Source organism: Actinomadura sp. NAK00032 (genome assembly GCF_013364275.1).
GTDB lineage: Bacteria > Actinomycetota > Actinomycetes > Streptosporangiales > Streptosporangiaceae > Spirillospora.
The window spans coordinates 8,527,434-8,553,409 of sequence record NZ_CP054932.1 but is presented as its reverse complement, the minus strand read 5'-3'; the positions used below and the strand labels follow the sequence as shown (position 1 = coordinate 8,553,409).

23 protein-coding genes are annotated in these 25,976 nt (G+C 69.3%); 15 read left to right on the top strand and 8 right to left on the bottom strand.

From position 1 onward, the window contains the following. Positions 1-12: 12 nt before the first annotated feature. From HUT06_RS39290 to HUT06_RS39260, 7 genes are all read left to right on the top strand, one after another. The gene (locus HUT06_RS39290; protein WP_176200340.1) at positions 13-1,284 is read left to right on the top strand and encodes an MCE family protein; all 1,272 of its coding nucleotides are present in this window, start codon (positions 13-15) and stop codon (positions 1,282-1,284) included. Beyond that, complete coding sequence (locus HUT06_RS39285) at positions 1,281-2,576, top strand: MCE family protein (protein WP_176200339.1); 1,296 nt, start codon at positions 1,281-1,283, stop codon at positions 2,574-2,576. The genes HUT06_RS39290 and HUT06_RS39285 overlap by 4 nt, the downstream gene beginning before the upstream one ends. Continuing rightward, complete coding sequence (locus HUT06_RS39280; RefSeq protein WP_176200338.1) at positions 2,573-4,030, top strand: MCE family protein; 1,458 nt, start codon at positions 2,573-2,575, stop codon at positions 4,028-4,030. Before HUT06_RS39285 ends, HUT06_RS39280 begins: the two co-directional genes overlap by 4 nt. A gap of 10 nt (positions 4,031-4,040) precedes the next feature. Further along, the gene (locus HUT06_RS39275) at positions 4,041-4,529 is read left to right on the top strand and encodes a hypothetical protein (RefSeq protein WP_176200337.1); all 489 of its coding nucleotides are present in this window, start codon (positions 4,041-4,043) and stop codon (positions 4,527-4,529) included. After that, entirely contained in the window at positions 4,526-5,437 is a 912-nt protein-coding gene (locus tag HUT06_RS39270; protein ID WP_176200336.1) for a hypothetical protein, read from the top strand. Before HUT06_RS39275 ends, HUT06_RS39270 begins: the two co-directional genes overlap by 4 nt. A gap of 584 nt (positions 5,438-6,021) precedes the next feature. Then, on the top strand, positions 6,022-9,498 hold the full coding sequence (rpoB, locus tag HUT06_RS39265; RefSeq protein WP_176200335.1) for a DNA-directed RNA polymerase subunit beta: 3,477 nt from the start codon (positions 6,022-6,024) through the stop codon (positions 9,496-9,498). Between the two features lie 19 nt (positions 9,499-9,517). Beyond that, positions 9,518-13,390, top strand: coding sequence for a DNA-directed RNA polymerase subunit beta' (locus tag HUT06_RS39260; protein WP_176200334.1), 3,873 nt, complete (start codon positions 9,518-9,520; stop codon positions 13,388-13,390). A gap of 126 nt (positions 13,391-13,516) precedes the next feature. Here the strand turns inward: HUT06_RS39260 and HUT06_RS39255 are convergent, their stop codons facing one another. Both HUT06_RS39255 and HUT06_RS39250 read right to left on the bottom strand, forming a co-directional pair. Continuing rightward, positions 13,517-14,698, bottom strand: a complete 1,182-nt coding sequence (locus HUT06_RS39255) for an SUKH-4 family immunity protein (RefSeq protein WP_176200333.1) — start codon at positions 14,696-14,698, stop codon at positions 13,517-13,519. Positions 14,699-14,810: 112 nt separating this feature from the next. Beyond that, positions 14,811-15,281, bottom strand: coding sequence for a carboxymuconolactone decarboxylase family protein (locus HUT06_RS39250; RefSeq protein WP_176200332.1), 471 nt, complete (start codon positions 15,279-15,281; stop codon positions 14,811-14,813). A gap of 149 nt (positions 15,282-15,430) precedes the next feature. Here HUT06_RS39250 and HUT06_RS39245 point away from each other — a divergent pair, with 149 nt between their 5' ends. The 3 genes from HUT06_RS39245 (at position 15,431) to HUT06_RS39235 (ending at position 17,635) form a co-directional block, all read left to right on the top strand. Then, the gene (locus HUT06_RS39245) at positions 15,431-16,201 is read left to right on the top strand and encodes a phytanoyl-CoA dioxygenase family protein (RefSeq protein WP_176200331.1); all 771 of its coding nucleotides are present in this window, start codon (positions 15,431-15,433) and stop codon (positions 16,199-16,201) included. Positions 16,202-16,235: 34 nt separating this feature from the next. After that, positions 16,236-17,276, top strand: a complete 1,041-nt coding sequence (locus HUT06_RS39240; protein WP_176200330.1) for a DNA polymerase IV — start codon at positions 16,236-16,238, stop codon at positions 17,274-17,276. Positions 17,277-17,383: 107 nt separating this feature from the next. Then, the gene (locus HUT06_RS39235; RefSeq protein WP_176200329.1) at positions 17,384-17,635 is read left to right on the top strand and encodes a hypothetical protein; all 252 of its coding nucleotides are present in this window, start codon (positions 17,384-17,386) and stop codon (positions 17,633-17,635) included. Positions 17,636-17,692: 57 nt separating this feature from the next. On the opposite strand, the gene HUT06_RS39230 is transcribed toward HUT06_RS39235, so the two are convergent. After that, entirely contained in the window at positions 17,693-18,034 is a 342-nt protein-coding gene (locus tag HUT06_RS39230) for a hypothetical protein (protein ID WP_217711623.1), read from the bottom strand. Beyond that, entirely contained in the window at positions 18,028-18,423 is a 396-nt protein-coding gene (locus HUT06_RS39225) for an ATP-binding protein (protein WP_176200327.1), read from the bottom strand. Before HUT06_RS39225 ends, HUT06_RS39230 begins: the two co-directional genes overlap by 7 nt. Before the next feature lie 168 nt (positions 18,424-18,591). Between HUT06_RS39225 and HUT06_RS39220 the strand changes: the two genes are divergently transcribed. Genes HUT06_RS39220 through HUT06_RS39205 form a run of 4 tightly spaced genes read left to right on the top strand, consistent with a single transcriptional unit; the run spans position 18,592 to position 19,945 of the window. Further along, positions 18,592-19,392 (top strand): helix-turn-helix transcriptional regulator, encoded by an 801-nt coding sequence (locus tag HUT06_RS39220; protein ID WP_176200326.1) that lies wholly within the window; start codon positions 18,592-18,594, stop codon positions 19,390-19,392. Further along, complete coding sequence (locus HUT06_RS39215; protein WP_176200325.1) at positions 19,383-19,565, top strand: DUF397 domain-containing protein; 183 nt, start codon at positions 19,383-19,385, stop codon at positions 19,563-19,565. The genes HUT06_RS39220 and HUT06_RS39215 overlap by 10 nt, the downstream gene beginning before the upstream one ends. Positions 19,566-19,573: 8 nt before the next feature. Continuing rightward, positions 19,574-19,756, top strand: a complete 183-nt coding sequence (locus HUT06_RS39210) for a DUF397 domain-containing protein (RefSeq protein WP_176200324.1) — start codon at positions 19,574-19,576, stop codon at positions 19,754-19,756. 6 nt (positions 19,757-19,762) lie between these two features. Next, positions 19,763-19,945, top strand: coding sequence for a DUF397 domain-containing protein (locus HUT06_RS39205; RefSeq protein ID WP_176200323.1), 183 nt, complete (start codon positions 19,763-19,765; stop codon positions 19,943-19,945). Positions 19,946-20,349: 404 nt separating this feature from the next. On the opposite strand, the gene HUT06_RS39200 is transcribed toward HUT06_RS39205, so the two are convergent. From HUT06_RS39200 to HUT06_RS39190, 3 genes are all read right to left on the bottom strand, one after another. Beyond that, positions 20,350-21,465 carry a helix-turn-helix domain-containing protein gene (locus HUT06_RS39200; RefSeq protein ID WP_254715621.1) on the bottom strand — a complete coding sequence of 372 codons (1,116 nt, stop codon included), beginning with the start codon at positions 21,463-21,465 and terminating at the stop codon, positions 20,350-20,352. Positions 21,466-21,683: 218 nt separating this feature from the next. Continuing rightward, entirely contained in the window at positions 21,684-22,097 is a 414-nt protein-coding gene (locus HUT06_RS39195) for a nuclear transport factor 2 family protein (RefSeq protein WP_176200321.1), read from the bottom strand. A 408-nt stretch (positions 22,098-22,505) separates the two neighbouring features. Then, on the bottom strand, positions 22,506-23,678 hold the full coding sequence (locus HUT06_RS39190; protein WP_176200320.1) for an alpha/beta hydrolase: 1,173 nt from the start codon (positions 23,676-23,678) through the stop codon (positions 22,506-22,508). A 394-nt stretch (positions 23,679-24,072) separates the two neighbouring features. On the opposite strand from HUT06_RS39190, the gene HUT06_RS39185 reads away from it, so the two are divergent. Continuing rightward, positions 24,073-24,678 carry a TetR/AcrR family transcriptional regulator gene (locus HUT06_RS39185; RefSeq protein ID WP_176200319.1) on the top strand — a complete coding sequence of 202 codons (606 nt, stop codon included), beginning with the start codon at positions 24,073-24,075 and terminating at the stop codon, positions 24,676-24,678. Between the two features lie 145 nt (positions 24,679-24,823). On the opposite strand, the gene HUT06_RS39180 is transcribed toward HUT06_RS39185, so the two are convergent. Next, positions 24,824-25,966 (bottom strand): serine hydrolase, encoded by a 1,143-nt coding sequence (locus HUT06_RS39180; RefSeq protein WP_176200318.1) that lies wholly within the window; start codon positions 25,964-25,966, stop codon positions 24,824-24,826. Between the last annotated feature and the right edge of the window lie 10 nt (positions 25,967-25,976).

The window sequence follows — 25,976 nt, the reverse complement described above, 5'->3', positions numbered from 1 at the left end:
GGCAGGTCACTCGTGCGTAACTCAGGAACCATCCTCCGTCTCGGCGGCGCGGTCCTCGCCGTCGCGGTGCTGGTGGCCGCGCTCCTGCTGATCTTCCAGGAGCCGGAGCAGCGCCGCCTCACGGCGTACTTCACCAAGACCGTCGGCCTCTACAAGGGCGCGGACGTCCGCATCCTCGGCATCCCGGTCGGGGAGGTCACCAGCGTCGAGCCGGTCGGCGACGCGGTGAAGGTCGAACTGAAGTACGACGCCAAGTACAAGGTCCCCGCGAACGCGCAGGCCGTCATCATCAACCAGACGCTCGTCGCCGACCGCTACATCCAGCTGACGCCCGTCTACAAGAACGGCGCCGTCCTCGCCGACGGCGCGACGCTGACCACGAGCCGCACCGCCGTCCCGGTCGAGGTGGACGAGGTCGGCGGCAGCCTGAACGACCTCACCAAGGCCCTCGGCCCGCAGGGCGCGAACGCGCCGGGCGCGGACGGCCAGCAGGGGTCGCTGTCGCGGCTGCTGCAGGTCGGCGCCGCGAACCTGGAGGGGCAGGGCGACGACATCCGGCAGACGATCGCGGACGCGTCCAAGGCGCTCAGCACGCTGAGCACCGACCGCGGCGACGTCGCCGCGACGATCAAGAACCTGCGGGTCATCACCGACGCGATGAAGGCCAACGACCAGCAGATCAAGTCGTTCAGCGGGCACCTCAACGGGGTGTCGGCGCAGCTCGCGGGGGAGAAGGAGGAGCTGAGCGCGGCCCTCAACACCCTCGCCCCGACGCTGCGGAACGTGCAGCGGTTCGTGAAGGACAACCGCGGCGAGCTGTCCGCGAACGTCCGGCAGCTCGCCCAGATCACCGGGGTGCTGGTGAAGGAGAAGGACGCGCTCGCCGAGATCCTCACCGCCGGCCCGCTGGCCGTCAACAACCTGGCCCGCGCCTACGACCCGATCAGCGGCACCATCCACACCCGCGACAACTTCCGCCAGTTCCACGACCTGGCCGACTGGATCTGCTCGCTGGCGTACTCGGTGGGCACGCCCGCCAAGGAGTGCCTCGACTTCGTCGAGCCCTACAACGGCATCGGCAAGGCGCTGACCGGCTTCAGCCTGGACCTGTCCTGGATCACCGCGCTGACCACGCACTACGACCCGGTCCCGATCCCGCCGGACGCCTACGGCCCCGGTGGCCGGACGAGCAAGACCGGCAAGACGAGCAAGACGAACAAGACCGCGACGCGCAAGCAGCCCGCCGGAGACCTCAGCGCGCTGCTGCCGGGAGGTGGCCGATGAGCAGGACACGGCCGATGCGCCGCGCCCGCCTGCTGGGCGCCGCCGCGCTCGCCGCGACGACGGTCCTGTCGGGCTGCTCGTTCAACGGCGTGGCGTCGCTGCCGCTGCCCGGCGGCCCCGACCTCGGCTCCCACCCCATCACCGTCAAGATCGAGTTCGCGAACGTGCTGGACCTCGTCCCGCAGTCGGCGGTCAAGGTCAACGACGTCTCGGTGGGCAAGGTGGAGGACATCAAGCTCGCCGGGGCCCCCGGCTCGACCGGACAAGGCCGGACCGGCTGGCACGCCCTGGTCACGATCAAGATGCGCGGCGACGTCAAGCTCCCCGACAACGCGATCGCGACGGTCAGCCAGACGAGCCTCCTCGGCGAGAAGTTCGTGCAGATCGAACCGCCGAAGGACCAGTCGCCGTCCGGCACGCTCGCCTCCGGCGACCTCATCCCGCTGAACCGCACGTCCCGCGGCACCGAGATCGAAGAGGTGCTGTCGGCGATGTCGCTGCTGCTGAACGGCGGCGGGCTGGAGCAGGTCTCCACGATCAGCCACGAGCTGCAGGCCGCGATGAGCGGCCGGGAGACGACGATCAGGTCGGTGCTGGAGCGGGTCAACACCTTCGCCGGGACACTGGACCGCAACCGCGCCGCGATCACCCGGGCGCTGGACAGCATCGACCGGCTCACCGGCAAGCTCGCGGACGAGCGCAAGACGATCCGCGACACCATCGACGAGACGGGTCCCGCGATCACCGTCCTCGACCGCAACCGCGCCGACCTCACCAAGATGCTGGTCGCGCTGAACAAGCTCAGCCGCACCACCACCAACGTGATCGACCGCTCGAAGGCCGACCTGCTGGCGAACCTGCGCAACCTGGACACGATCCTGCGGAACCTCAACAAGGCCGGCAACGACCTGCCGCGGTCGCTGGAGTCGCTGATCACCTTCCCGTTCCCGGCCACGTTCGAGAACGTCATCGAGGGCGACTACGGCAACGTGCGGCTGACCGTCGACCTGGACTTCGAGTCCATCGCCCGCAACCTGCTGGGCGGCACCGACCTCGAAGGGCTGCTGGGCAGCGGCAAGCAGATGCGCAGCATGCTGCAGGTGCCGAACGTGACCCTGCCCGACTCGCCGCTCGGCGTGCTCCCGCAGGCCCCCGGCGGCGGCCTGCCGGGACTCCCCGGCCGGCCGACACCGAAGCAGACGCCGAAGAAGACGCCGACACCGCAGCGGACGGGCGCCCTGGCACCCGATGACGGCGGCCTGCGGACCCTGATGACGGGGGGCCTTTCATGATCCTCAAGCGCGGCGTGATCGTCCAGCTCATCGCGTTCGCCGTCATCACGGTGGTCGGCGTGGTGATCGTCTCGGTGAACTACATCGGCATCGGCCGCGACCTGCTCGGCAAGCAGTACGTCGCCTACGTCGACCTCACCGACTCCGGCGGCGTGTTCACCAACGCCGAGGTCACCTACCGGGGCGTCCCGGTCGGACGGGTCGGGCCGATCGAGCTGACCAAGGACGGCATCCGCGTCAAGCTGCTGCTCGACCGCGGCGAGCGGATCCCGCGCGACGGCACCAAGGCCGTCGTGGCGAACCGGTCCGCGGTAGGCGAGCAGTACATCGACCTGGAGCCCACCAAGAAGACCGGGCCCTACCTCGACGAGGGCGACGCCTACACCATCCCCAGGGACCGCACCACGCTCCCGGTGTCCACCGCCGAACTCCTGCGCAACGTCGACGGGCTCGTCGGCTCGGTCAACACCAAGGACCTCGGCATCATCGTGGACGAACTGGACAAGGCGTTCTCCGGCTCCGCCGAGGACCTCCAGTCGATCCTGGACGACACCGACCGGCTGCTGAAGACCGCGGAGCAGGCCTACCCCGACACCAAGCGGCTCCTGGACAACAGCGTCACCGTCCTGGACACCCAGCGCGGCCAGGCCGCGAACATCCGCGGCTTCGCCCGCAACCTGAACGAGCTCACCACGTCCCTCCGCAAGGACGACCCGGCGCTGCGCAAGACCATCGACAACGTGCCGGGCGCCGTCAGCGAGACGCACAAGGCCATCAACCAGCTGGCTCCGACGCTGCCCACCCTCCTGGCGAACCTCACCACCACCGGGCAGATCATCTCGTCCCGCCAGGCCGGCCTCCGGTCGCTGTTCATCCTGTACCCGGTGACGGTCGCCGGCGCGTTCACCGTGACGCCCGGCGACGGCACCCAGCACCTCGGGCTCGCGCTGAACATCGACGCGCCGCCCGCGTGCACCGAGGGCTACGAGAAGGTCAAGCACCGCTGGCCCCAGGACACGTCCCCGAAGAAGCCCCGCGTGGACGCCGGCTGCAAGGCCCCGTCCGACGCGCCCACCGCCGTCCGCGGCGCCCGCAACTTCCCGAAGGACGAGATCCTGCCGTACCCGAAGGTCCCGGAGGGCGCCACCACCGGCGCCGGCTTCCCCGAGGGCGGCGCGTACGGTACCCGCGAGGACGGGAAGACGCAGGCCAAGGGCGGCGACGACGCCAAGACCAAGGCCGCGGCGGCGACCCCGACGGGGCAGCTCTCCGATGGCCGGCTGATCCTCTCGTATCCGTCGGATTCAGTGGAATTCGCTGGATACGATCCAACGACCGGTGCGGTCTACGGGCCCGACGGCAAGCGATACGTGATGCCGCGCAGCGCCGGAACCCGTCAGTTGGGAGAAGAATCCTCGTGGAAGTGGCTCCTGCTCGGACCGTTGAGCCAGTGAGGCGGGCACGATGAGGCGCCGCCTGCCCATGGTCACCGCGATCACGCTCAGCGTCGTCGTGGTCGGCCTCGCCATCGCGTCCGGCTGGCTCGGGGTCGTGACCCTCCGCAACAAGGACGAGGCCGACCAGCAGGCGAAGGCGATCCAGTCGGCACGCCAGATGGGCGTGAACCTCATGTCGCTGGACGCCGCCACGGCCCAGCGCGACCTCGACCGCGTCGTGTCCGGCACCACCGGCGACCTGAAGAACAAGCTCGCGAGCCAGTCGAACGCGTTCATGCAGCAGATCACCAAGGTGAAGGCCAAGTCGACCGTCAACGACGTCGACGCCGCCCTGGTCTCGATGGACGGCGACTCCGCCGAGGTGATGGTCTCCCTCAACGGGACCGTCACCAACGACAAGGTCAAGAACGGTACGCCGCAGGGCTACCGCTACCAGATGGACCTCACGCGGGTCGACGACCGCTGGCTCGTGTCCGGACTGGAGGTTGTCCCGTGACGATGCTCGGCCGGGGCAAGCGCTCCGCTCCAGACAAGAAGACCGACAAGGCCGCCAAGGCCGAGGAGGCCGCGAAGGCCGCCGAACTGGCGGAGGAGGCTGCGGCAAAGGCCCGCGAGGCCGCCCGCCTGGCCCAGAAGGCCGCCGAAGAGGCCGCCGCGGCCGAGGACGAGGACGACGAGGACGAGCCCGAAAACGCCGTCAAATCCCCGGAGAAGCCCCGCACCCCCAAAAAGGACTCAGAAGACGACCCCGCCCCCGAAGAAGCGCCAGAGGAAGCCTCAGCCCCACCAGAGGCCAACGACGCCGACGCCGAGGACGACGAAGAGCCCAAGCGCCCGAAGCTGACCAAGAAGCCCAAGCCCGCCATCAAGGACGACGAGGACGACGACGAGGACGACGACGAACCTCGCAGCTCCCGCCGAGGCGGCCTCACGACGGTGATCGCCGTCTTGGCCGTCCTCACAATCGCACTCGGCGCAGGCGCCACGGCCCTCTACATGAAGGTCAGCGATCAGAAGGCGACCGAAGAGGCGAGCAAGGACGCGACGTTCGCGTCGTCCCGCGCCGCCCAGAAGCTCTCGTCGTACGACTACCAGACCCTGGACGCCGACCTGAAGGCCGCGTCCGCGCTGACGACGGGCAAGCTGCACTCCGACTACGAGAAGCTCGCCCAGGAGCTCAGGACGGTCGCCGTCCAGCAGCAGGCGGTCTCGAACACGACGGTGATGAAGGTCGGCGTGGTGAGCGCCACGCCCGACAAGGTCGTCACCCTCGTCTACGCCAACCGCTCGTCCCGCGCCAAGACCGACAAGCAGCAGCGCCTCCCCGAGCCGCTCCGCATCAAGATGACGATGGTGCAGAAGGACGGCAAGTGGCTGGCCGAGGAACTCAAGGTCATCTCCTAGCACCCCTCGCACGCCCTCGACGCACCCCGTGAGCCCGCCCATGGCCACGGGGTGCTCCCGTCCCCGACCGAGTAAGAACAGACTCTCCTGAACGGGGGATCCGAGCAGCCGCAAAAACCCCAGCCACGGCCACGGGTCGGTCGGCCGGAGGGCGCCCTAGCGCCCGGAGGTCGGCCGACCCGCCGAGCCGGTCGACCGCAGCGCCACGCGCAGACCAGCACGGTCACAACAACCAGCACGGTGGCGTGAGGATCGACCGGCTCGCAACGGGGGGATTGGGGGGTCGCCCCCCAGTAAACTATGGCGTTCCTCACTGCAGGTCAGAGCCCGAAAAGTCCAAGTCCGCTCTTGACTGACAGGCGCTGAGGGGCGATGCTCCATGGCAACGTGATGCATACTGCGGCGCTAGAGTTGCGAGCGGTGTACCAGTCGGCTACACTGCCCCTTTGCGCTGCCCTCTGACTATCCGCGTGTGAGAGCACCCCTGCCGTGGTCCCTTTTGGACCCCTTTGCGCAGGTCTCGGACGTGGATCGTCTGGCGTGCGTGTCGTCAGTTACGCCGCGAGCCCTCGGAAGGACCACTCTTGGCAGCCTCGCGCAACGCCTCGAATACCGCAACCGGTCCGAACCGCGTCTCCTTCGCGCGCATCAAGGAGCCGCTCGAAGTCCCGGACCTCCTTGCTCTGCAGACCAACTCTGTTGACTGGCTGCTGGGTAACGAGAGGTGGAAGGCCCGGGTCGAGGCGGCCCAGAAGGCCGGAAGTAAGAGCGTCCCGACCCAGTCGGGGCTGGAGGAGATCTTCGAAGAGATCAGTCCGATCGAGGACTTCTCCGGAACCATGTCCCTGTCGTTCCGGGACCACCGGTTCGAGCCGCCCAAGTACTCCGTCGAGGAGTGCAAGGACAAGGACATGACCTACTCCGCCCCGCTGTTCGTGACGGCGGAGTTCATCAACAACACCACCGGTGAGATCAAGAGCCAGACGGTGTTCATGGGCGACTTCCCGCTCATGACCCCCAAGGGCACCTTCATCATCAACGGCACCGAGCGCGTCGTGGTCTCGCAGCTGACCCGCTCGCCCGGCGTGTACTTCGACCGCGCCCTCGACAAGGCGTCCGACAAGGACATCTACGGCTGCCGGGTCATCCCGAGCCGCGGCGCCTGGCTCGAGTTCGAGATCGACAAGCGCGACAACGTCGGCGTGCGCATCGACCGCAAGCGCAAGCAGCCCGTCACGGTGCTGCTCAAGGCGCTCGGCTGGGACGAGGCGCGCATCCGCGAGCGCTTCGGCTCCTACGAGTCGATCAACGTCACCCTGGAGAAGGACCACACCTCCGGCCAGGACGACGCGCTGCTCGACATCTACCGCAAGCTGCGTCCGGGCGAGCCGCCGACGCGCGAGTCCGCGCAGACGCTGCTGGAGAACCTGTACTTCAACCCGAAGCGCTACGACGTCGCCAAGGTCGGGCGCTACAAGATCAACAAGAAGCTCGGCCTCGACCTGGACATGCGCCAGGGCACGCTGACCGAGGACGACATCGTCGCCACGATCGAGTACCTCGTCCGGCTGCACGCCGGCGAGGAGGAGGCGACCATCGGGGCCGTCCCCGTGCCGATCGAGGTCGACGACATCGACCACTTCGGCAACCGGCGGCTGCGCACGGTCGGCGAGCTGATCCAGAACCAGGTCCGGCTCGGCCTCGCCCGCATGGAGCGCGTCGTCCGCGAGCGGATGACCACCCAGGACGTCGAGGCGATCACGCCGCAGACCCTGATCAACATCCGGCCGGTCGTCGCCTCCATCAAGGAGTTCTTCGGCACCAGCCAGCTGTCGCAGTTCATGGACCAGACCAACCCCCTGGCCGGGCTGACGCACAAGCGGCGCCTGAACGCCCTCGGCCCGGGTGGTCTGTCGCGTGAGCGGGCGGGCATGGAGGTCCGCGACGTCCACCCGTCGCACTACGGCCGGATGTGCCCGATCGAGACGCCGGAAGGCCCGAACATCGGCCTGATCGGCTCGCTCGCCGCGTTCGGGCGGGTCAACCCGTTCGGGTTCGTCGAGACGCCGTACCGCAAGGTCACCGACGGTGTGGTCACCGAGCAGATCGACTACCTCACCGCCGACGAGGAGGACCGCTACGTCATCGCGCAGGCCAACTCCCTGCTGAACGAGGACGGCACCTTCGTCGACGACCGCATCCTCGTCCGCCGCAAGGGCGGCGAGATCGAGCTGGTCCCCGCCCGCGAGGTCCAGTACATGGACGTCTCGGCGCGGCAGATGACCTCGGTCGCCACCGCGATGATCCCGTTCCTGGAGCACGACGACGCCAACCGCGCGCTGATGGGCTCCAACATGCAGCGCCAGTCCGTCCCGCTGCTGCGCAGCGAGGCGCCGCTGGTCGGCACCGGCATGGAGTACCGCGCGGCGACCGACGCCGGCGACGTCATCACGGCCGAGAAGGCCGGCGTCGTCGAGGAGGTCTCGGCCGACTACGTGACCGTCATGAACGACGACGGCACGCGGACGACCTACCGCGTCTCCAAGTTCAAGCGGTCCAACCAGGGCACCTGCTTCAACCAGAAGCCGATCGTCGACGAGGGCCAGCGGGTCGAGGTCGGCCAGGTCGTCGCCGACGGGCCGTGCACCGACAACGGCGAGATGGCGCTCGGCAAGAACCTCCTCGTGGCGTTCATGCCGTGGGAGGGCCACAACTACGAGGACGCGATCATCCTCAGCCAGCGCCTGGTGCAGGACGACGTCCTCTCCTCGATCCACATCGAGGAGCACGAGGTCGACGCCCGCGACACCAAGCTCGGCCCCGAGGAGATCACCCGGGACATCCCGAACGTCTCCGAGGAGGTCCTCGCCGACCTCGACGAGCGCGGCATCATCCGCATCGGCGCCGATGTCGTCCCCGGCGACATCCTGGTCGGCAAGGTCACCCCGAAGGGCGAGACCGAGCTCACCCCCGAGGAGCGGCTGCTCCGCGCGATCTTCGGCGAGAAGGCGCGCGAGGTCCGCGACACCTCGCTGAAGGTGCCGCACGGCGAGCAGGGCAAGGTCATCGGCGTCCGGGTGTTCTCCCGCGACGACGGCGACGAGCTGCCCCCCGGCGTGAACGAGCTGGTCCGGGTGTACGTCGCGCAGAAGCGCAAGATCACCGACGGTGACAAGCTCGCCGGCCGGCACGGCAACAAGGGCGTCATCTCCAAGGTGCTCCCGGTCGAGGACATGCCGTTCATGGAGGACGGCACCCCGGTCGACATCGTCCTGAACCCGCTGGGCGTCCCCGGGCGCATGAACGTGGGCCAGGTCCTGGAGACCCACCTCGGCTGGGTCGCCTCCCGCGGCTGGAAGGTCGAGGGCGACGACGCCGACTGGAAGCGCGCGCTCAAGGAGATCGGCGCCGACGAGGCGCCGCCGTGGACGAACACCGCAACGCCGGTGTTCGACGGCGCCCGCGAGGACGACGTCACCGGTCTGATCGCCAGCACGCTGCCCAACCGCGACGGCAACCGCATGGTGGAGCCGGGCGGCAAGGCACGGCTGTTCGACGGCCGCACGGGCGAGCCCTACCGCGACCCGATCTCGGTCGGCTACATCTACATCCTCAAGCTGCTCCACCTGGTCGACGACAAGATCCACGCGCGCTCGACCGGCCCGTACTCCATGATCACCCAGCAGCCGCTCGGCGGTAAGGCCCAGTTCGGCGGCCAGCGCTTCGGTGAGATGGAGGTGTGGGCGCTGGAGGCGTACGGCGCCGCCTATGCGCTTCAGGAGCTGCTGACCATCAAGTCCGACGACGTCCTCGGCCGCGTGAAGGTGTACGAGGCCATCGTCAAGGGCGAGAACATCCCCGAGCCCGGCATTCCCGAGTCCTTCAAGGTGCTCATCAAGGAGATGCAGTCGCTGTGCCTCAACGTCGAGGTGCTCTCCAGCGACGGCATGTCCATCGAGATGCGCGACACCGACGAGGACGTCTTCCGCGCCGCGGAGGAGCTCGGCATCGACCTGTCCCGCCGTCCTAACGAGGGCGCGATGAGCGTCGACGAGGTCTGAGAACCCAAGGGGAAAACAGTTGCTTGACGTCAACTTCTTCGACGAGCTTCGCATCGGTCTGGCGACCGCCGACGACATCCGCCAGTGGTCGCACGGCGAGGTGAAGAAGCCGGAGACGATCAACTACCGGACCCTCAAGCCGGAGAAGGACGGGCTCTTCTGCGAGAAGATCTTCGGCCCGACCCGGGACTGGGAGTGCTACTGCGGCAAGTACAAGCGCGTCCGCTTCAAGGGCATCATCTGTGAGCGCTGCGGCGTCGAGGTGACCCGCGCCAAGGTGCGCCGCGAGCGGATGGGCCACATCGAGCTGGCCGCGCCGGTCACGCACATCTGGTACTTCAAGGGCGTGCCGTCGCGCCTCGGCTACCTGCTGGACCTGGCCCCGAAGGATCTCGAGAAGATCATCTACTTCGCGGCCTACATGATCACCAGCGTGGACGCGGAGCGGCGCGACCGCGACCTGCCCACGCTGGAGGCGCACATCTCGGTGGAGCGCCAGCAGATCGAGCAGGCCCGCGACGCGCAGGTCGAGGCCCGCCAGCAGAAGCTGGAGGGCGACCTCGCGGAGCTGGAGGAGGCCGGCGCGAAGGCCGACCAGAAGCGCAAGGTGCGCGACGGCGCCGAGCGGGAGATGAAGCAGCTGCGCGACCGCGCGCAGCGCGAGCTCGACCGCCTCGACGAGGTGTGGAGCCGGTTCAAGAACCTCAAGGTCCAGGACCTGGAGGGCGACGAGCTGCTCTACCGCGAGATGCGCGACCGCTTCGGCAAGTACTTCGAGGGCGGCATGGGCGCCGCGGCCATCCAGGCGCGGCTGCAGAACTTCGACCTCGACGCCGAGGCCGAGAAGCTGCGCGACATCATCCGCACCGGCAAGGGCCAGAAGAAGGCCCGCGCCCTGAAGCGGCTGAAGGTCGTCTCGGCGTTCCTCAACACCCGCAACAGCCCGCTCGGCATGGTGCTGGACTGCATCCCGGTCATCCCGCCGGACCTGCGCCCCATGGTGCAGCTCGACGGCGGCCGGTTCGCCACGTCCGACCTGAACGACCTGTACCGCCGGGTCATCAACCGCAACAACCGGCTCAAGCGCCTGCTCGACCTGGGCGCGCCCGAGATCATCGTCAACAACGAGAAGCGGATGCTGCAGGAGGCCGTCGACGCGCTGTTCGACAACGGCCGCCGCGGCCGCCCGGTCACCGGGCCGGGCAACCGTCCGCTGAAGTCGCTGTCCGACATGCTCAAGGGCAAGCAGGGCCGGTTCCGGCAGAACCTGCTGGGCAAGCGCGTCGACTACTCCGGCCGTTCGGTCATCGTCGTCGGCCCGCAGCTGAAGCTGCACCAGTGCGGCCTGCCCAAGCAGATGGCGCTGGAGCTGTTCAAGCCGTTCGTCATGAAGCGGCTGGTCGACCTCAACCACGCGCAGAACATCAAGTCCGCCAAGCGGATGGTCGAGCGCGCGCGCCCGGTCGTGTGGGACGTGCTGGAAGAGGTCATCACCGAGCACCCGGTGCTGCTGAACCGCGCTCCGACGCTGCACCGGCTCGGCATCCAGGCGTTCGAGCCGCAGCTGGTCGAGGGCAAGGCCATCCAGATCCACCCGCTGGTCTGCACCGCGTTCAACGCGGACTTCGACGGCGACCAGATGGCGGTGCACCTGCCGCTGTCCGCCGAGGCGCAGGCCGAGGCGCGGATCCTGATGCTGTCGACCAACAACATCCTGAAGCCGTCGGACGGCAAGCCCGTCACCATGCCCACCCAGGACATGGTCATCGGCCTGTACTGGCTGACGACGCAGAAGGACGGCGCCGCCGGCGAGGGCCGCGCGTTCGGCTCGGCCGCCGAGGCGATCATGGCCTACGACCGGGGCGAGCTCGACCTCCAGGCCAAGATCAGCATCCGGCTGAAGGACGTCCCGCCGCCGCGCGACTGGATCGCGCCGGAGGGCTACGAGCCGGGTCGGCCGTACCGGATGGAGACCACGCTCGGCCGCGCCATGTTCAACGAGACGCTGCCGGACGACTTCCCGTTCGTGGACGACGAGATCGGCAAGAAGCAGCTCTCGGCGATCGTCAACGAGCTGGCCGAGACGTACCCGAAGGTCGCCGTCGCCAACGCGCTCGACGCGCTGAAGAGCACCGGCTTCCACTGGGCGACCCGGTCCGGCGTCACGATCGCGATCGACGACGTCATCACGCCGCCGAACAAGCAGGACATCCTGGCCGGCTACGAGCAGCAGGCCGACAAGGTGCAGCGGGAGTACAACCGCGGCCTGATCACCGACGATGAGCGCAAGCAGGAGCTCATCGACATCTGGAACAAGGCCACCGCGGACGTCGCGGTGGACATGGAGAAGGCGTTCCCGAAGGCCAACCCGATCTGGATGATGATCCAGTCGGGCGCCCGCGGCAACCCGCTGCAGCTCCGCCAGATCGCCGGCATGCGCGGCCTGGTCTCCAACCCCAAGGGCGAGACCATCCCGCGTCCGATCAAGTCGTCCTTCCGCGAGGGCCTGTCGGTCGTCGAGTACTTCATCTCGACGCACGGCGCCCGCAAGGGCCTCGCCGACACCGCGCTGCGCACCGCCGACTCGGGTTACCTGACCCGGCGCCTGGTGGACGTCGCGCAGGACGTCATCGTCCGCGAGGAGGACTGCGGCACCGACCGCACGATCCCGTTCGAGATCGTGGAGCGGCAGAGCGACGGCAGCCTGATCAAGCTGCCGACCACGGAGACGAGCCTGACCGGCCGCACCATCGCCGAGGACGTCGTCGTCGACGGGACGGTCATCTACCCCGCCGACACCGACCTGTCCGACGCGGTCGTGACCCGGCTGTTCGAGGCCGGGGTGACCAAGGTCCGGACCCGCAGCGCCCTGGTCTGCGAGGCCAAGATCGGTGTCTGCGCCGCCTGCTACGGCCGTTCGCTGGCCACCGGCAAGCGGGTGGACGTCGGCGAGGCCGTCGGCATCATCGCCGCGCAGTCCATCGGTGAGCCCGGCACGCAGCTGACCATGCGCACCTTCCACACCGGCGGTGTGGCCGGTGGCGACATCACGCACGGTCTGCCGCGTGTGCAGGAGCTGTTCGAGGCCCGCATCCCCAAGGGTGTGGCCCCGATCAGCGAGGTCGCCGGCCGCGTCAAGATCGACGAGACGGAGAAGTCGCGCAAGGTGGTCGTCGTCCCCGACGACGGCTCCGACGAGATCGCCTACCCGGTGCCGATGCGGTCCCGCCTCCTGGTCAAGGAGGGCGAGTCCGTGGGCGTCGGCCAGCAGCTCATCGCGGGTGCGATCAACCCGCACGAGGTGCTGCGCATCCTCGGCCCGCGCGCCGTGCAGCTCCACCTGGTCCAGGAGGTCCAGGAGGTCTACCGGTCGCAGGGTGTGTCGATCCACGACAAGCACATCGAGATCATCGTCCGCCAGATGCTGAAGCGGGTGAACATCCTCGAGTCGGGCGACACCGAGCTGCTCCCGGGCGACCTGGTCGAGCGTCCGATCTTCGAGGAGACGAACCGGAACGTCGTGGCCGAGGGCGGCACGCCCGCCGCCGGCCGCCCCGTCCTGATGGGCATCACCAAGGCCTCGCTCGCGACCGAGTCGTGGCTGTCGGCGGCGTCCTTCCAGGAGACGACCCGGGTGCTCACCGAGGCCGCGATGCACGCCAAGAGCGACCCGCTGCTCGGCCTCAAGGAGAACGTCATCATCGGTAAGCTCATCCCGGCCGGTACCGGCATGCCGCAGTACCGCAACGTCCGGGTCGAGCCGACCGAGGAGGCCAAGGCGGCGGTCTACTCCGTCGGGTCCTACGACGACGGCGCCGAGTACGCCTTCGGGCAGGGCTCCGGCGAGGCCGTGCCGCTGGAGGAGTACGACTTCGGCCAGTACAACCGCTGACGTCCCGTCCCGGGACGCCGCCGCGCGGCGGCGTCCCGGCTCGCGGACACCCTGACTGACGACACGCGAGAGGCCCCTTCCCTTCCGGGAGGGGGCCTCTTCGCATGCCGGAGCCTTCTGGGCGGTTCAGAAGATGCCGGCGGCGCTGCCGTCCTCCAGCATCTCGGGCCAGTAGCGGCGGTCGTCGTCGCCGTCGAGGGGGCGGCAGGCGACGGGGTCGGCGGCGCCGAGGATCCGGACCAGGTTCGCGACGAGCGCGGCCTCGGCCTGGATCAGGTCGTGGACGGGGTCGAGCAGCTGGACCTGGCGGATCAGCCATTGCGCGAAGGCGACCGTCGAGATGTCGGCGTTGATCGGGTGGGGCCGGGCCTCCGCGACGAACCAGCCGAGGACGCGGCCGGTGGCGCCGTCCAGGACGAGGTCGATCCCGTCGCCGACCCACCCGAGCCTGACCAGGTCGCCGACGGAGTCGGGCAGCGTCTCGCCGTCGTCGAGGAAGTGGCCGTGGAAGTAGTCGGCGATGTAGTCGGGGTAGTCGTCGCGCTGGCTGCGGAGATAGTCGGCGAGGGTCAGCGCGGGCCTGTCCCACATGCAGTAGTTCATGTCCGCCAGGCCGTGCTCGCGCAGGAAGCGCCGCGTGGGCTCGTGGGTGAGCGTGCCGGGGAGGTCGGCGTCGTCGTAGAGGCAGTGGTCGTCCTTGTCGAGCGCCTCCGCCAGAAGACCCTCAGGGAGGTCGAGCGCGAGACCCTCGCCCGGCCCGGCGACGCGGCCCAGCGGGGAGATGTGGGCGACGACCCGCCAGTGGGCGGAGATCCGGTCGGAGACGTCGAGGAGCCTCGGGTCGGTCTCGCGGATCACCCGGAGCAGGAGGCGGGTCAGATCGGCGGCCACCGCAGGGCCGTGCCGTCCGGCGAACCGCGCGAACTCGCCCTCATCACGGTGCATCCGCGTCGCGGCGGCGCAGAGCCGCACCAGCGACGGCAGGTCCGGGGCAAGTAGTTCGGGGTCGGAGATGCCGAGGAAGCACTCGAACACCTCCCCGGTCGTCCCGTCCAGCAGCACGGTGCCGCCCTGCTCGGTCACCGTCCCGAGGACCAGCATCGTCCTGACGCCCTCAGGGAGCGGCTTGGGCGAGACGTCGCCAGCGGTGCGGAGGCCGGACGCGGCGTCCAGCAGCAGGTCAGCCGCGTTCCGTGGGAGCCCGACGTCGGCGAGCCACCGCCGCGTCGGCTCGTGCGCCACGCCGGATTCGGGCAGCCGCAGCGCCCCGTCCGCCCCGAAGGTCTCCAGCAGTTGCTCGTGAGTCATCGCCGAACCCATCCGGAATGCCTACCACGGTGTGATTCGCCGGGAGGGCCGGAACGGCGAAGGCCCCGCCGGTCGCGCCGGCCGACGGGGCCTTGCCGGGGGTGGGCTCGGATCAGCCGAACGAACCGGCCACGTAGTCGCCGGCGGGCTGCCGGGTGATGACGTTCAGCCGGTTCCAGGTGTTGATCATCGCGATGAGGGCGACCAGGGCGCCGAGCTGGTCCTCGTCGTAGTGCTTGGCGGCGTTGTCCCACGCCTGGTCGCTGACGCCCGGGCCGTCGGCGATGCGCGTGCCCTCCTCGGTCAGCTCCAGCGCGGCCTTCTCGGCCTCGGTGAAGACGGTGGCCTCGCGCCAGGCGGCGACCATGTTGATGCGCAGCTGCGACTCCCCGTGGTGCGCGGCCTCCTTGGTGTGCATGTCGACGCAGAAGCCGCAGCCGTTGATCTGGCTGGCCCGGATCTCCACCAGGTGCGCCGTCGCGGCCGGCAGCCCCGAGTCCGTGACGATCTTGGCCGCCGACTGCAGGTACTTCATGAACTTGGGCATTCCGGCAACGCCGTAGAGGTTGAGGCGAGGCTCCATGGTGATCTCCTTCAGGTCTCCGCGCGTACACCACATTGACGTGACAGCCCGTCCGGTTGTGACAGCTCCGCCCTTGTGATCTGCTTCACGAGGGCCGCTCGGCGGAAAACGGCTGGCTGCGGCGGGGACTCACCGGGCATCGTGTGATCATGCTCGACCCAGCACAGGCGGACGCCTTCGTCGAGGACGGGTTCGTCCGCATCGAGGGCGCGTTCCCCGGCGAGGCCGCGGCCGAGTGCCGGGAGATCATCTGGCGTGACCTCGGCGCCGACCCCGCCGACCCCGCCACGTGGCCGCGCACCGTCGCGGCGCGTCCGGACCACGCGCAGCCGCCGTTCGTGGCCGCCGCCAACACGCCGCGCCTGCACGCCGCGTTCGACGCCCTCGTCGGGAAGGGGCGCTGGACGCCGCGCACCAGCCTCGGCGGGTTCGTGATCCGCTTCCCGAGCGGCGAACCGGCCGTCGTGGACGGCTGGCACGTCGACGTGAGCTTCCCCGGCCCCGGCTCCGTCCCGGACGACTACCTGACCTGGCGCGCGAACGCCGTGTCCCGGGACCGCGCGCTGCTGATGTTCTTCCTGCTCTCCGACGTCGGCCCGGACGACGGGCCGACCCGCCTGCGCCCCGGCTCCCACCAGGACGTGGCGCGCGTCCTCGCCCCCGAGGGAGACGACGGGCTGGACGCCCGGGAGCTGGCCCAGCGGGCGGACGCCGCCACCGCGCACCGGCCGACCGTCCACGCGACGGGCAATGCGGGAGACGTCTACCTGTGCCACCCGTTCCTGGTGCACGCGGGCCAGCCGAACACCGGGACAAAGCCCCGCTTTCTGGGGCAGCCGAAGTTGAGCCCAGCGCAGCCGCTGCACCCGACCGGCCCGTCACCCGTAGAGGCAGCGATCAGGCGCGCCCTCGCCCACTAGCAACGTTTCTCCTGCTGGTGGGCACAATCAAGGGGTGGCTCCCTGGGTGCTGCACGTCGATCTGGACCAGTTCCTCGCGGCCGTCGAGGTGCTGCGCCGACCGGAGCTGCGCGGGCGGCCGGTGATCGTCGGCGGCGACGGCGATCCGACGAAGCGCGGCGTGGTGAGCACGGCCTCCTACGAGGCCCGCGCCTATGGCGTCCACTCCGGCCAACCGCTCCGCACGGCGGCGCGGCGCTGCCCGGACGCGGTGTTCCTGCCCGTGGACCGCGAACTCTACGAGTCCGTGTCGACAAGGGTCATGGAGACGCTGCGCGGGTTCGGTGCCGTGGTCGAGGTGCTCGGCTGGGACGAGGCGTTCCTGGCGGTCGATGGTGACCCGGAGGCGGTGGCGCAGGAGATCCGCGCCCGCGTCCATGCCGCGACGGGCCTCGATTGCACGGTGGGCATCGGCGAGAACAAGCTCCAGGCCAAGATCGCGACCGGTCTCGGCAAGCCGGCCGGGGTCTTCCGGCTCACCGGGGACACCTGGTTCGAAGTCCTCGGCGACCGGCCGACCGACGCGCTCTGGGGCATCGGGGCCAAGACCGCCAAGAAGCTGAAGGGGGCCGGGATCACCACGGTGCGCGAACTCGCGGCGGCCGATCCCAGCGCGCTGGCCGAGCGGTTCGGCCCCGCGACCGGCCCGTGGCTGGTGCGGCTCGCCCGGGGCCTGGACGGCTCGCCGGTGACCGACGCCCCGCACGTCCCGCGCTCGCGGGGTAGGGAGACCACGTTCCAGCAGGACTTGGACGACTGGGAGAGCGTGCGCCGCGAGGTGTCCCGGCTGGCGCGCCGGGTCGCGTCCGATGTGGCGGACGAAGGCGGCAACGTCGCCCGCGTGATCGTGAAGGTCCGGTACGCGCCGTTCACGACCCGCACCCACGGCACCACGCTGGACGCGCCGACGGCGGCCCCGGCGCAGATCGAGGAGGCCGCCCTCGCCGCGCTCGCCCGGTTCGGCGGCGGCCGTCCGGTGCGCCTGCTGGGCGTCCGCGCGGAGTTCGCCCGCCCTCGTCCCGTCACCGGGGCTTGACCTGCGGAGACGCTCGCTTTTCTTGACCTTTTGTCATGTTTTGGGCGGTTAGGCCCCGGGGATGAAGGTGGTCGTTGCCTGATGTACGCGACGGGGGAGTAGAGCAGATGAAGAGGGTCATGACCGGCGCACTGATCGCAGCCGTGGTCGGGGTCGGAGGTGTGGGCGGCGCGGCCGCCGCCCAGGCGTCCGATCCCGCCCAGGGCCAGGACACGCGCCAGGACTGCCGCACGTACTCCAGTGTGACGGAGTGCGGCCAGCCGACGCTGACTGAGAAGCAGCAGTCCTGCGTGAACACGGCGGTCCAGCAGGGCATGACCGAACGGCGCGCCGTCGTGGAGTGCTCCGCCTTCGGCTGACCGCCGAACCGGCTAGGGGCCCGTCCGGGGGGGACGGGCCCCTTCCCATGCGCGGAGCTACCAGGTGGCCGGGTACATCCGGTGCTTGAGCAGCCGGCCGACGACCTCGCCCGCCGCCTTCGCGTCCCCGCACGCGCACAAATACCCGCGCCGCCCCCGCCGAGCGTCGTGATAGGCCCAGGTGTCACCCGGAACCGCCAGCACGCTCACCACGACCCCGACGCCCTCGCCGCCGTTCGCGTAGACCCAGAGCAGCGGGATCGGCGCGGGCCGGTAGACCTTGATGAAGCGCCAGCCCTGCGGCTGAAGCGCCACGGAGAGAACGTCCAGGTAGCGGACGGCGGTCGCCCGGCCCAGCCGCGTCCGCCAGTAGAGCGCGGAACGTTCCAGCCTCAGCACTTGGCCCACGTGACCTTCCCGCCTTCGAGCAGCGGCCGCGTCCCCCAGGCCACCGCGAGCCGCGACACCATCAGCAGCCCGCGCCCGCCCAGGGCCGCGCGATCCTCCGGCTGGACCTCGGGCATCCCGTCGCCGCCGTCCCACGCCTCGATGACAGGACGCCCGTCGTCCTCGTCCCGGAGCACCCGCAGGACGATGGGCCCCTTGCCGTGCACCAGCGAGTTCGTGACCAGCTCGGATGCGACGACCCGCGCGTCGGAGTCGTCCGAGATCCCCCACTCCCGGAACCACCCGCCCACGAACCGCCGCGCGAGCGCCGGCGCCCGCTCGTCGGGCTCGAGAACGATCGTCGTCCGCCCCTCATCAGGCGCGACCACTATCGGAGGCATCACCCACCACCTTTGGAACGTGTCGGATTCGGCTGACACCAGAGAAGTGGATGGGCAACACTCTGTGTGACAACGAGAGTCCATCTGCGTAATCACGGCAATGGCGGTTGGGATCCACTTGCGGTCGCTCGGCGTGGGGCGCAGATTGGTTGCGAGAGGACGAGGACCATGGCCCGCAAGCCCAGCCGGAACCTGCACGCCGTCAGCCCGACGCTCATCGCCTTCGGCAACCAGGTGCGCTTCTACCGGGAGCGCATGGGCCTCAGTCAAGATCGTCTAGGGGAGCGGTTCCCCGTCACCGGCTCCTACATCGGCCAAGTCGAGGTCGGTAAGACGCGCTGTACCTTCGAATTCGCTGAGCAACTTGACGGAATCGTTGGAGCTCAGGGTTGCTTGAAGCTGCTCTGGAGGGACCTCGTCGAGGAGGCCGCCTACCCCGTCTGGTTCGACTGGCCGCCCATCGAGCGGGAAGCCGTCATGGTCGAAGCGTTCGAACTCTCTGTGGTACACGGCCTCCTGCAAACCCCGAAGTACGCGAGCGCACTGCTGGACGATGAGGCGGCTGTCTCCGCTCGCATGTCCCGACAGAGCATCTTGAGCAGGGAGGACCCGCCTGCGCCCGCCCTGTCCGTCCTCCTGGACGAGAGCGTTCTCAATCGCGACGTGGGCGGCCCCGAGGTCATGAGGGAACAGCTAGAACACCTGGTCGCCTTGCAAAAGAAGCGCCTCACGATACAGGTGGTGCCTTCAGAGGTCCACGATGGTCTATCGGGCTCATTCATCCTCGCGACTATGCCCGACCGCAGTGAGGTAGCTTACGTGGAGACGGCGCTGCGCGGTATGACAATGGCTGGTGCCGCGGACGTTACGAAGCTGTCCGAAGCGCTGGTTTCCCTCCGCTCCGGCGCATACTCAGTAAGAGATTCGGTGGAGATAATCCGTAAGGTGGTAGCGGAAAAATGGACGTGAGTTCTGCTCAGTGGCGCAAGAGTGGCCGCAGCACGAACAACGGCGGCGCTTGTGTTGAGTTGGCTTCCATCCCTGGCACCGTCGCTGTTCGCGACAGCAAGGATCCGGACGGCCCGAGGCTGCTGGTGTCGCGTCGTGCGTTCGCCGTGCTGCTGTCTGACCTCAAGCGGTAGGGGGAAGCATGCAGTTGAGTGACGGCGTGTGGCGCAAGAGCAGCCGTAGCACGAACAACGGTGGAAACTGCGTTGAGTTGGCTTCCATCCCTGGCACCGTCGCCGTCCGTGACAGCAAGGACCCGGACGGCCCGAAGCTGTTGGTGACGCGTCGTGCATTCGCGGCGCTGCTGTCCGACCTGAAGCGGTAGGGGAACATGCAGCTGAGTGACGCTCTGTGGCGTAAGAGCAGTCATAGCACGAACAACGGCGGGCACTGCGTCGAGTTGGCATCCGAACATGGGACGGTTGCCGTCCGTGACAGCAAGGATCCGGACGGCCCGCGACTTCTGGTGTCGCGTCGTGCGTTCGTGATGCTGCTGGCCGACCTCAAGCGGTAGTGCCGGTGTGGGCCTGACCAGGAGCAGGGAATTGGCCTTTGAGCGAGGCCGAGCTGCGGTGTCATCGACAAGGCCGCCAGCGGGTCGGTGCCATGTTGGAGATACCGAGCCCGCTGGCGTACCGCTGTTCGACTTGGTTTCGGCGTAACGGGCGGACATCGGCTTGGTGGGTCGGTCGCCTCGCTCATTGGCTGCGGGCCTCGGTCGGTTGAATCGTGCCCGCAGGGCACCCGTGAGTCGTCTGCCTTCGGATGGGGTCAGTTCTCGCACGTCCTGGCGGGATAGATGCGATGACGGCCCGCCGCTCGGCGACGACGGCGCGTAGGCAGTCGAGCCAGCCCTGCATCGCGAAGTGGCTGAGTGGGCCGGTGTCGAAGACGGGTACTTCCTGGCCGATGCTTCGATCAGACGAACTGCCAGATCTCACCCTCGGAACGCCTGGGAAGTGTCGGCAACGGCTCGTCTCCCCAGGTGTCGAACAGCAGGTCCAGCGCCCGTGCACTTGAGATCGTTTCCTCGCGGTACAACGAGAGGACCGCGTGCTCGTAGACGCGTGGAAGAGCCGGCGAAGCCAGTTCGTCGGCCACGACAAGGTCGTACTCGACGATGTCGGCGCGTGTCGTCTTGGTCTCCCGGACCTTCTTCGCATCGGCGCCATCGATGATGGCGAGTTCGGCGAGCCGTCGCGCAAGAGTCGCCATGTCGACGCGGTAGGAACTGGCCATGCGCACCGCTGCTGAGCGAGGTCCGCCGTCGCCTGACGTGAACCGGTGCCAGTCCTCCTCGATGCTCTTCCGCGGTAGCAGGACGGCCCGGGCGAACCGGTCGGGAAGGCTCTCCCGCCGTTCGGCATCTTGTGCTTCGGCGATGCGCCAGTCGACGGCGTACTCGTCTGCCACCAGATAGTGGCCCAACTCGTGGGCGAGAGCGAGGCGCCTGCGGCCGACAGGTCTGTCTCCATTGATGATCGCCACTCCGCCCTGGCGGAGCAGGATCGTCGCGGCGTCGGCCGAATCCCTGCCGAGGTCGAACGAGAACGCCAGCAGTCCGATCGCCGCGAACGGCCCGGCCAGGTCTGTGAGCGGTCCGCCGGGAGCAGCGCCAAGGAGTGAGCGGGCGTTCGCGGCCAGTTCCTCCGCTTGGTCGCGATCACGGGGCATCGCTGCTTGCGGTGGGCTCGTGAGAAGCAGACGCCGCGAGCGTTCCGAAACGAACTCCACCGCCCGTGCGACCCGTTCGACCATGAGATCGATTCCGGGGCTTGGCGCACCCGGATCCTGGGCGTTCCGCCGTGAGACGATCGCCTCCGGAGCGTCCTCCAGGAACCATTCGATACGAGTGCCCAACTCCTCCGCTACCCGCGCCAGCTCCAGCGCCGTCACGCGGCGGCTGCCACCCTCGATCTTGGCCAGGGACGAGCGTGCCAGAGCGAGTCGGTCGGCCAGCGCCTCCTGCGTCAAACCGGCTCTGCCGCGAGCCTCGGCGATCCGTCGACCGATCTCCTCCGCGTCCACCGCCATGTGTTCCATAAGAACATGGATGCCGCAGAACGGGTGCGGCCATTGGCCTGCCGATCAGCCCCTGATCGTCCGACAGATCGACAAAGCGACAGGGGTGGAGTCGGCCCGGTTGGCTGGTCGGTGCTTCGTGCTTCGTGCTTCGTGCTTTGGCTGCGGGGACGTAATCGGTTGGTTCGTGTCCCCGCAGGGCGCTCGTGGGTCGTCTGCTTGCGGTTGGGTCAGGTTTCGCGGGTCCAGGCGGGCTTGATGCGGACCTCCTGGAGGCGCCAGCCCGCCGGTGTCCGGGTTGCGGTGAAGTGCTGGCGCAGGCCGCCGGTGAAGTGGGGTGGCTGGCCGTCGCGGAAGTAGTAGACCACTGAGTTCGCTGAAGCGGCGGCCTGGTCGCCGTCGACGTCCACCAGCAGGTCGGTGGTCGTGTGCTGGGTGCGCACCCCCTCGACCTCGCCCTGCCGCATGAACTCGACGATCTTGTCGGCGCCGCGGAGTTGGCCTCCGCGCGGCGAATGCACTACGGCGTCGTCGGCGAAGACGGTGCCGACGTCCTCCCACCGCTTCTCGTCGAGCAGGAGCGCGAAGCGGGTGAACAGGTCGTTGATCTCCAGGCGGTCGGCGATCCGGGTGTCGGTGGGCATGGCGGGCCTTTCGTTGGCTTGGCCAATGTTGGCGTCGCCTACGATACATGCTTTTGTTGGTCGCGCCAACGGTATCGAAGGGTCGGGCCACTCGGGGAGGTTCACATGACGGTCGCCTGGCGGCCCCTGATCGTCGCGCCGCCGACGGTTTCGTAGCCGAAGATGTCGCCCCTGACGAACGAGCCGGAGGGCATTGCGGCACCGGGGCCGCGCATTCCCGGGTGCCTGGTGGGGCATCGCCGCCTGCGCCGCGCCGGCCGAGCTCCGGGGTGCACTCGGCCGGCGCCGAACACCGGCTCGCAACGGCAATGGGCGGGAATGGCGGTTGCGCGAGATCGCATCGGCCGTGTTCGCCGGCGACCTCCGGATGCGGTCGCAGGCTCTCCAACGCCGCGCGCCGGTCGAGCGCTAAGGCTGGCGGGTCTTCTTGTTCTGCGATCTGACCTGGACGGTGAATGCCTCGATGGCGTCGATGAGCGCCTCGAAGCGGAAGGAGTGGTACAGGTCGAAGGCGTGGTTGCCGCCGTGCAGTTCGGCGTAGACGACGGGGGCGTTCGAGGTCTGGCGTAGCCGGTCGGTGAAGTTCCGCGCGTCGGTCACGGGCACCAGCGGGTCGAGGTCGCCGTGTGCCACGAAGAACGGCGGGGCGTCCGGTCCGATGTGGTCGAGGGGCGAGGACCCGGGTTCGCCGTTGAAGTAGGGGCCGTACCAGCCGTTCAGATAGACGGCTCCGGTGACGGACGTGTCGGCGTCTTCGAAGCCCGGTTGGAAGGCCGGGTCGTTGGGGGTGAGCGCGGCCAGCGCCGCCATGTGCCCGCCCGCCGAACTGCCCGCGACGAACAGCGTGGAGGAGTCGGCGCCGTAGTCGCGGCCGTGCTCGCGCACCCAGGCAATGATCTTCTTGAGGTCGATCAGGTGGTCGGGGTGCTGTGCTTGGGGCCGTAGCCGGTAGTTGGCGCTGACGCACACCCAGCCCCGGCTCGCGAGGTGGTAGAGCAGGGGAAGCGATTGGCTGTTCTTGTGGCCGCCGTCGTAGTGGCCGCCGTGCAGGTGGATCATGACGGGCGCGCCCTGCGGGCGTGAGCGGTGGTGGTAGAGGTCGAGCAGGTTGCGGCGGCCTGCGTCGCCGTAGGAGAGGCCGGCCACGCGCCGCACGTCCGGGCGGCGCTTGAGGACGGGAAGGAACAGGATGCGGGCCAGCGGGGGCCGACGCCGCAAACCTGCGGCGAGGTCGGCGTCGAGGGTGGCACGCCATCCGGCGCCCAGCCCCTGGTCCAGGGCGCGGGCGATCCGCGCGCGGTCGCCGAGCGCGCGATGAGCGATGACCGCGAGCCCGGACGTGGTCGCGGCGGCCAGTGCGACGATCGCCCAGCCGCCCGCCGAGTCGATGTCGCCTTGGGCGAACGCCAGCGCCGTCGGCAGCAGCAGCAGCCAGAAGAAGGCCGCGAACGGCAGTTCGTTCGCGGCCAGGCCGAAGTAGTAGCTCGGGCGGCCGAGCGGCCGCTCGAACGGCACCGGCCGCAGCGCGAACAGCGTGCCGAGCGCGACGAGCGCCACAGGGATCAGATAGCCGACGGGCATGAAGACCTCCAAGTTCGCGGCCCAGAGGGCGGCAGGTGATTCAACTGGCGCGACGGGTCGTGATGGCCAGTGCGGGGATGACCGCGGCCCCTACCGCACGGTGCGGCACGCAGGACCAGGCCGAGCCGGTCGGCTGTGCAGTGGCGCGGTCGCCGCGCTGACGAAGACCACCGCGCCGACCGGCAGGCCGGAGGGGGCCCCGGAGCCGCTGGCGGGCTGCTTCAGGCTGGGCCCACGCCCTTGGCCGCCGCCCAGACCGCGACGGCCGCGGCGACGCGACGCCTGCCGTGATCAACCGGCGGGAGGCGAGATTCGACATGACGATGCCCCTAACTTCACATGGTGTGCATTTCGGAGAGTACACACCGTGTGAAGTTTTGGCTAGACTGTCGACATGGCCGCCATCGAGACCCCCCAGAACGCGCGGAGCCGCCACACCTCCCAGGCACTGCTCAAGGCCGCCCGGGAGCTGATCGAGCAGCAGGGCCCGGCGGCGGCCACGATGTCGGCGGTGGCCGAACGCGCCGGAGTCTCCCGACGAGCCATCTACCTGCATTTCTCCTCGCGCAGCGACCTCCTGGCAGCGCTGGTCGGCTACCTCAACGAGGTCGAGGACCATGACGCCGCCTTCCGGCCCCTCTGGGAGGCGGCGGACGGGATCGCGGCGCTGGACGCGCGCGCCCAGATGGCGGCCGACTTTCTCGCGCGCATCATGCCGACCGCCCGCGCCATCCAGCAGGCGACCCGCCACGACCCGGACGCCGTCCAGCACTGGGAGCTGGCCACCGCGTCCCGCTACAGCGGGTGCCGGCGAGCCATCGAGCTGCTGGCGGACGAGGGCCGGCTGGCCCCGCAGTGGACGATCGAGACGGGGGCGGACATGCTCCTCGCGCTCAGCTCGTTCGACGTGATCGACCTGCTCCTCAACAAGCGGCAGTGGACCCGCCGGCAGCTCGCCGACCACCTGTCGGCGGTCTACCGGCGGGTCTTCGTGGCCTGAGAACTCCGCCGGCCGGTAACGGGCGCGGCACTGGTATCCCGGGCGGCCGGCTCTGCCGTCTGGAGCGTCGGCCGGGACCGCGTCGTAGAGGCCGGTGCCCTCAATCTCACGGTGTCGGTGCTGCTATGCCCCCCAGGGCTGGGGGTTATCGGCAGAGGGCTGTTTGGACGGCGGTCTTCATGTCGTCGCTCTGGGCGTCCGTGCCGCCCGGGTCGACGTTCACCATGACGGTCGCCTGGCGGCCCCTGGTCGTCGTGCCGCCGACCGTTTCGTAGCCGAAGATGTCGCCGCTGTGGCCCCAGTACAGCCCGCCGCAGGGCAGCGAGCGGCTCTCCAGGCCGAGGCCGTAGGCCCGGTGGTCGTCGTCGCTCGGGTCGGCGGGGTCGGTCGGGCGGGTCTTCATCATTTCCCGCAGCTGGGCCGGACCCAGCAGCCTGCCGCCCACGAGGGCGCCGAGGAAGCGGTTGAGATCGGGGCCGCTGGAGATCATCGAGCCGCCCGCGCCCGCAGCCGAGGGGTTGAACGCGGTGACGTCGAGGAGCGGCGCGGTGGGGCCCGGACGGGCGTAGCCGCGCGGGTGCCGTCCGGAGATCGTGGACGCGTCGGTCGGCACGGAGGTGTCGCGCAGGCGGAGCGGCTTGATGATGCGCCGACGGATCTCCTCGGCGTAGGTGCGGCCGGTGACCTTCTCGATGAGCATCCCGGCCAACAGGTAGTTGGTGTTGGAGTAGCGCCAGCCTTCACCGGGCTCGAACAGGCGCGGGTGGGCGAGCGCGAGGTCGATCAGGTCGCGGGTGTCGTGGTGGGCGAGCGGGTCCTTCAGGACCTCCTGCGGGTTGAGGTAGGTGAGGTAGTCGGGGATCCCGCTGGTGTGCTGGAGCAGCTGGCGGACGGTGATGACGCGCCCGTCGTTGCCGTTCCCGCGCACGACGCCGGGCAGGTAGCGCTCGACCGGCGCGTCCAGGACGACCCGGCGCTCTCCCACCAGCTGGAGGACGACCGTGGCCACGAACGGCTTGGTCATGCTGCCGATCCGGAACCTGCTGCCGGCACGCATCGGCGCGCCGCTCGTCACGTCCGCGACGCCGCTGGTCAGAGCGGTGCGGGTGCGTCCGTCCCGGACGTGGAGCAGTGCTCCCGGGCCGCCGTCGACCGTGGTCAAGCGGTGCATCAGTTCCCGCAGCGGAGCCCCGTCGGCGGCGGCGTTGGCTGCTGGTCCGCTCAGCGCGACACCGGCTGCCAGGGACAAGGCGAGTGCGCCGCGCAAGGTGCGCTTCTGCTTGATCATGTGTTTCTCC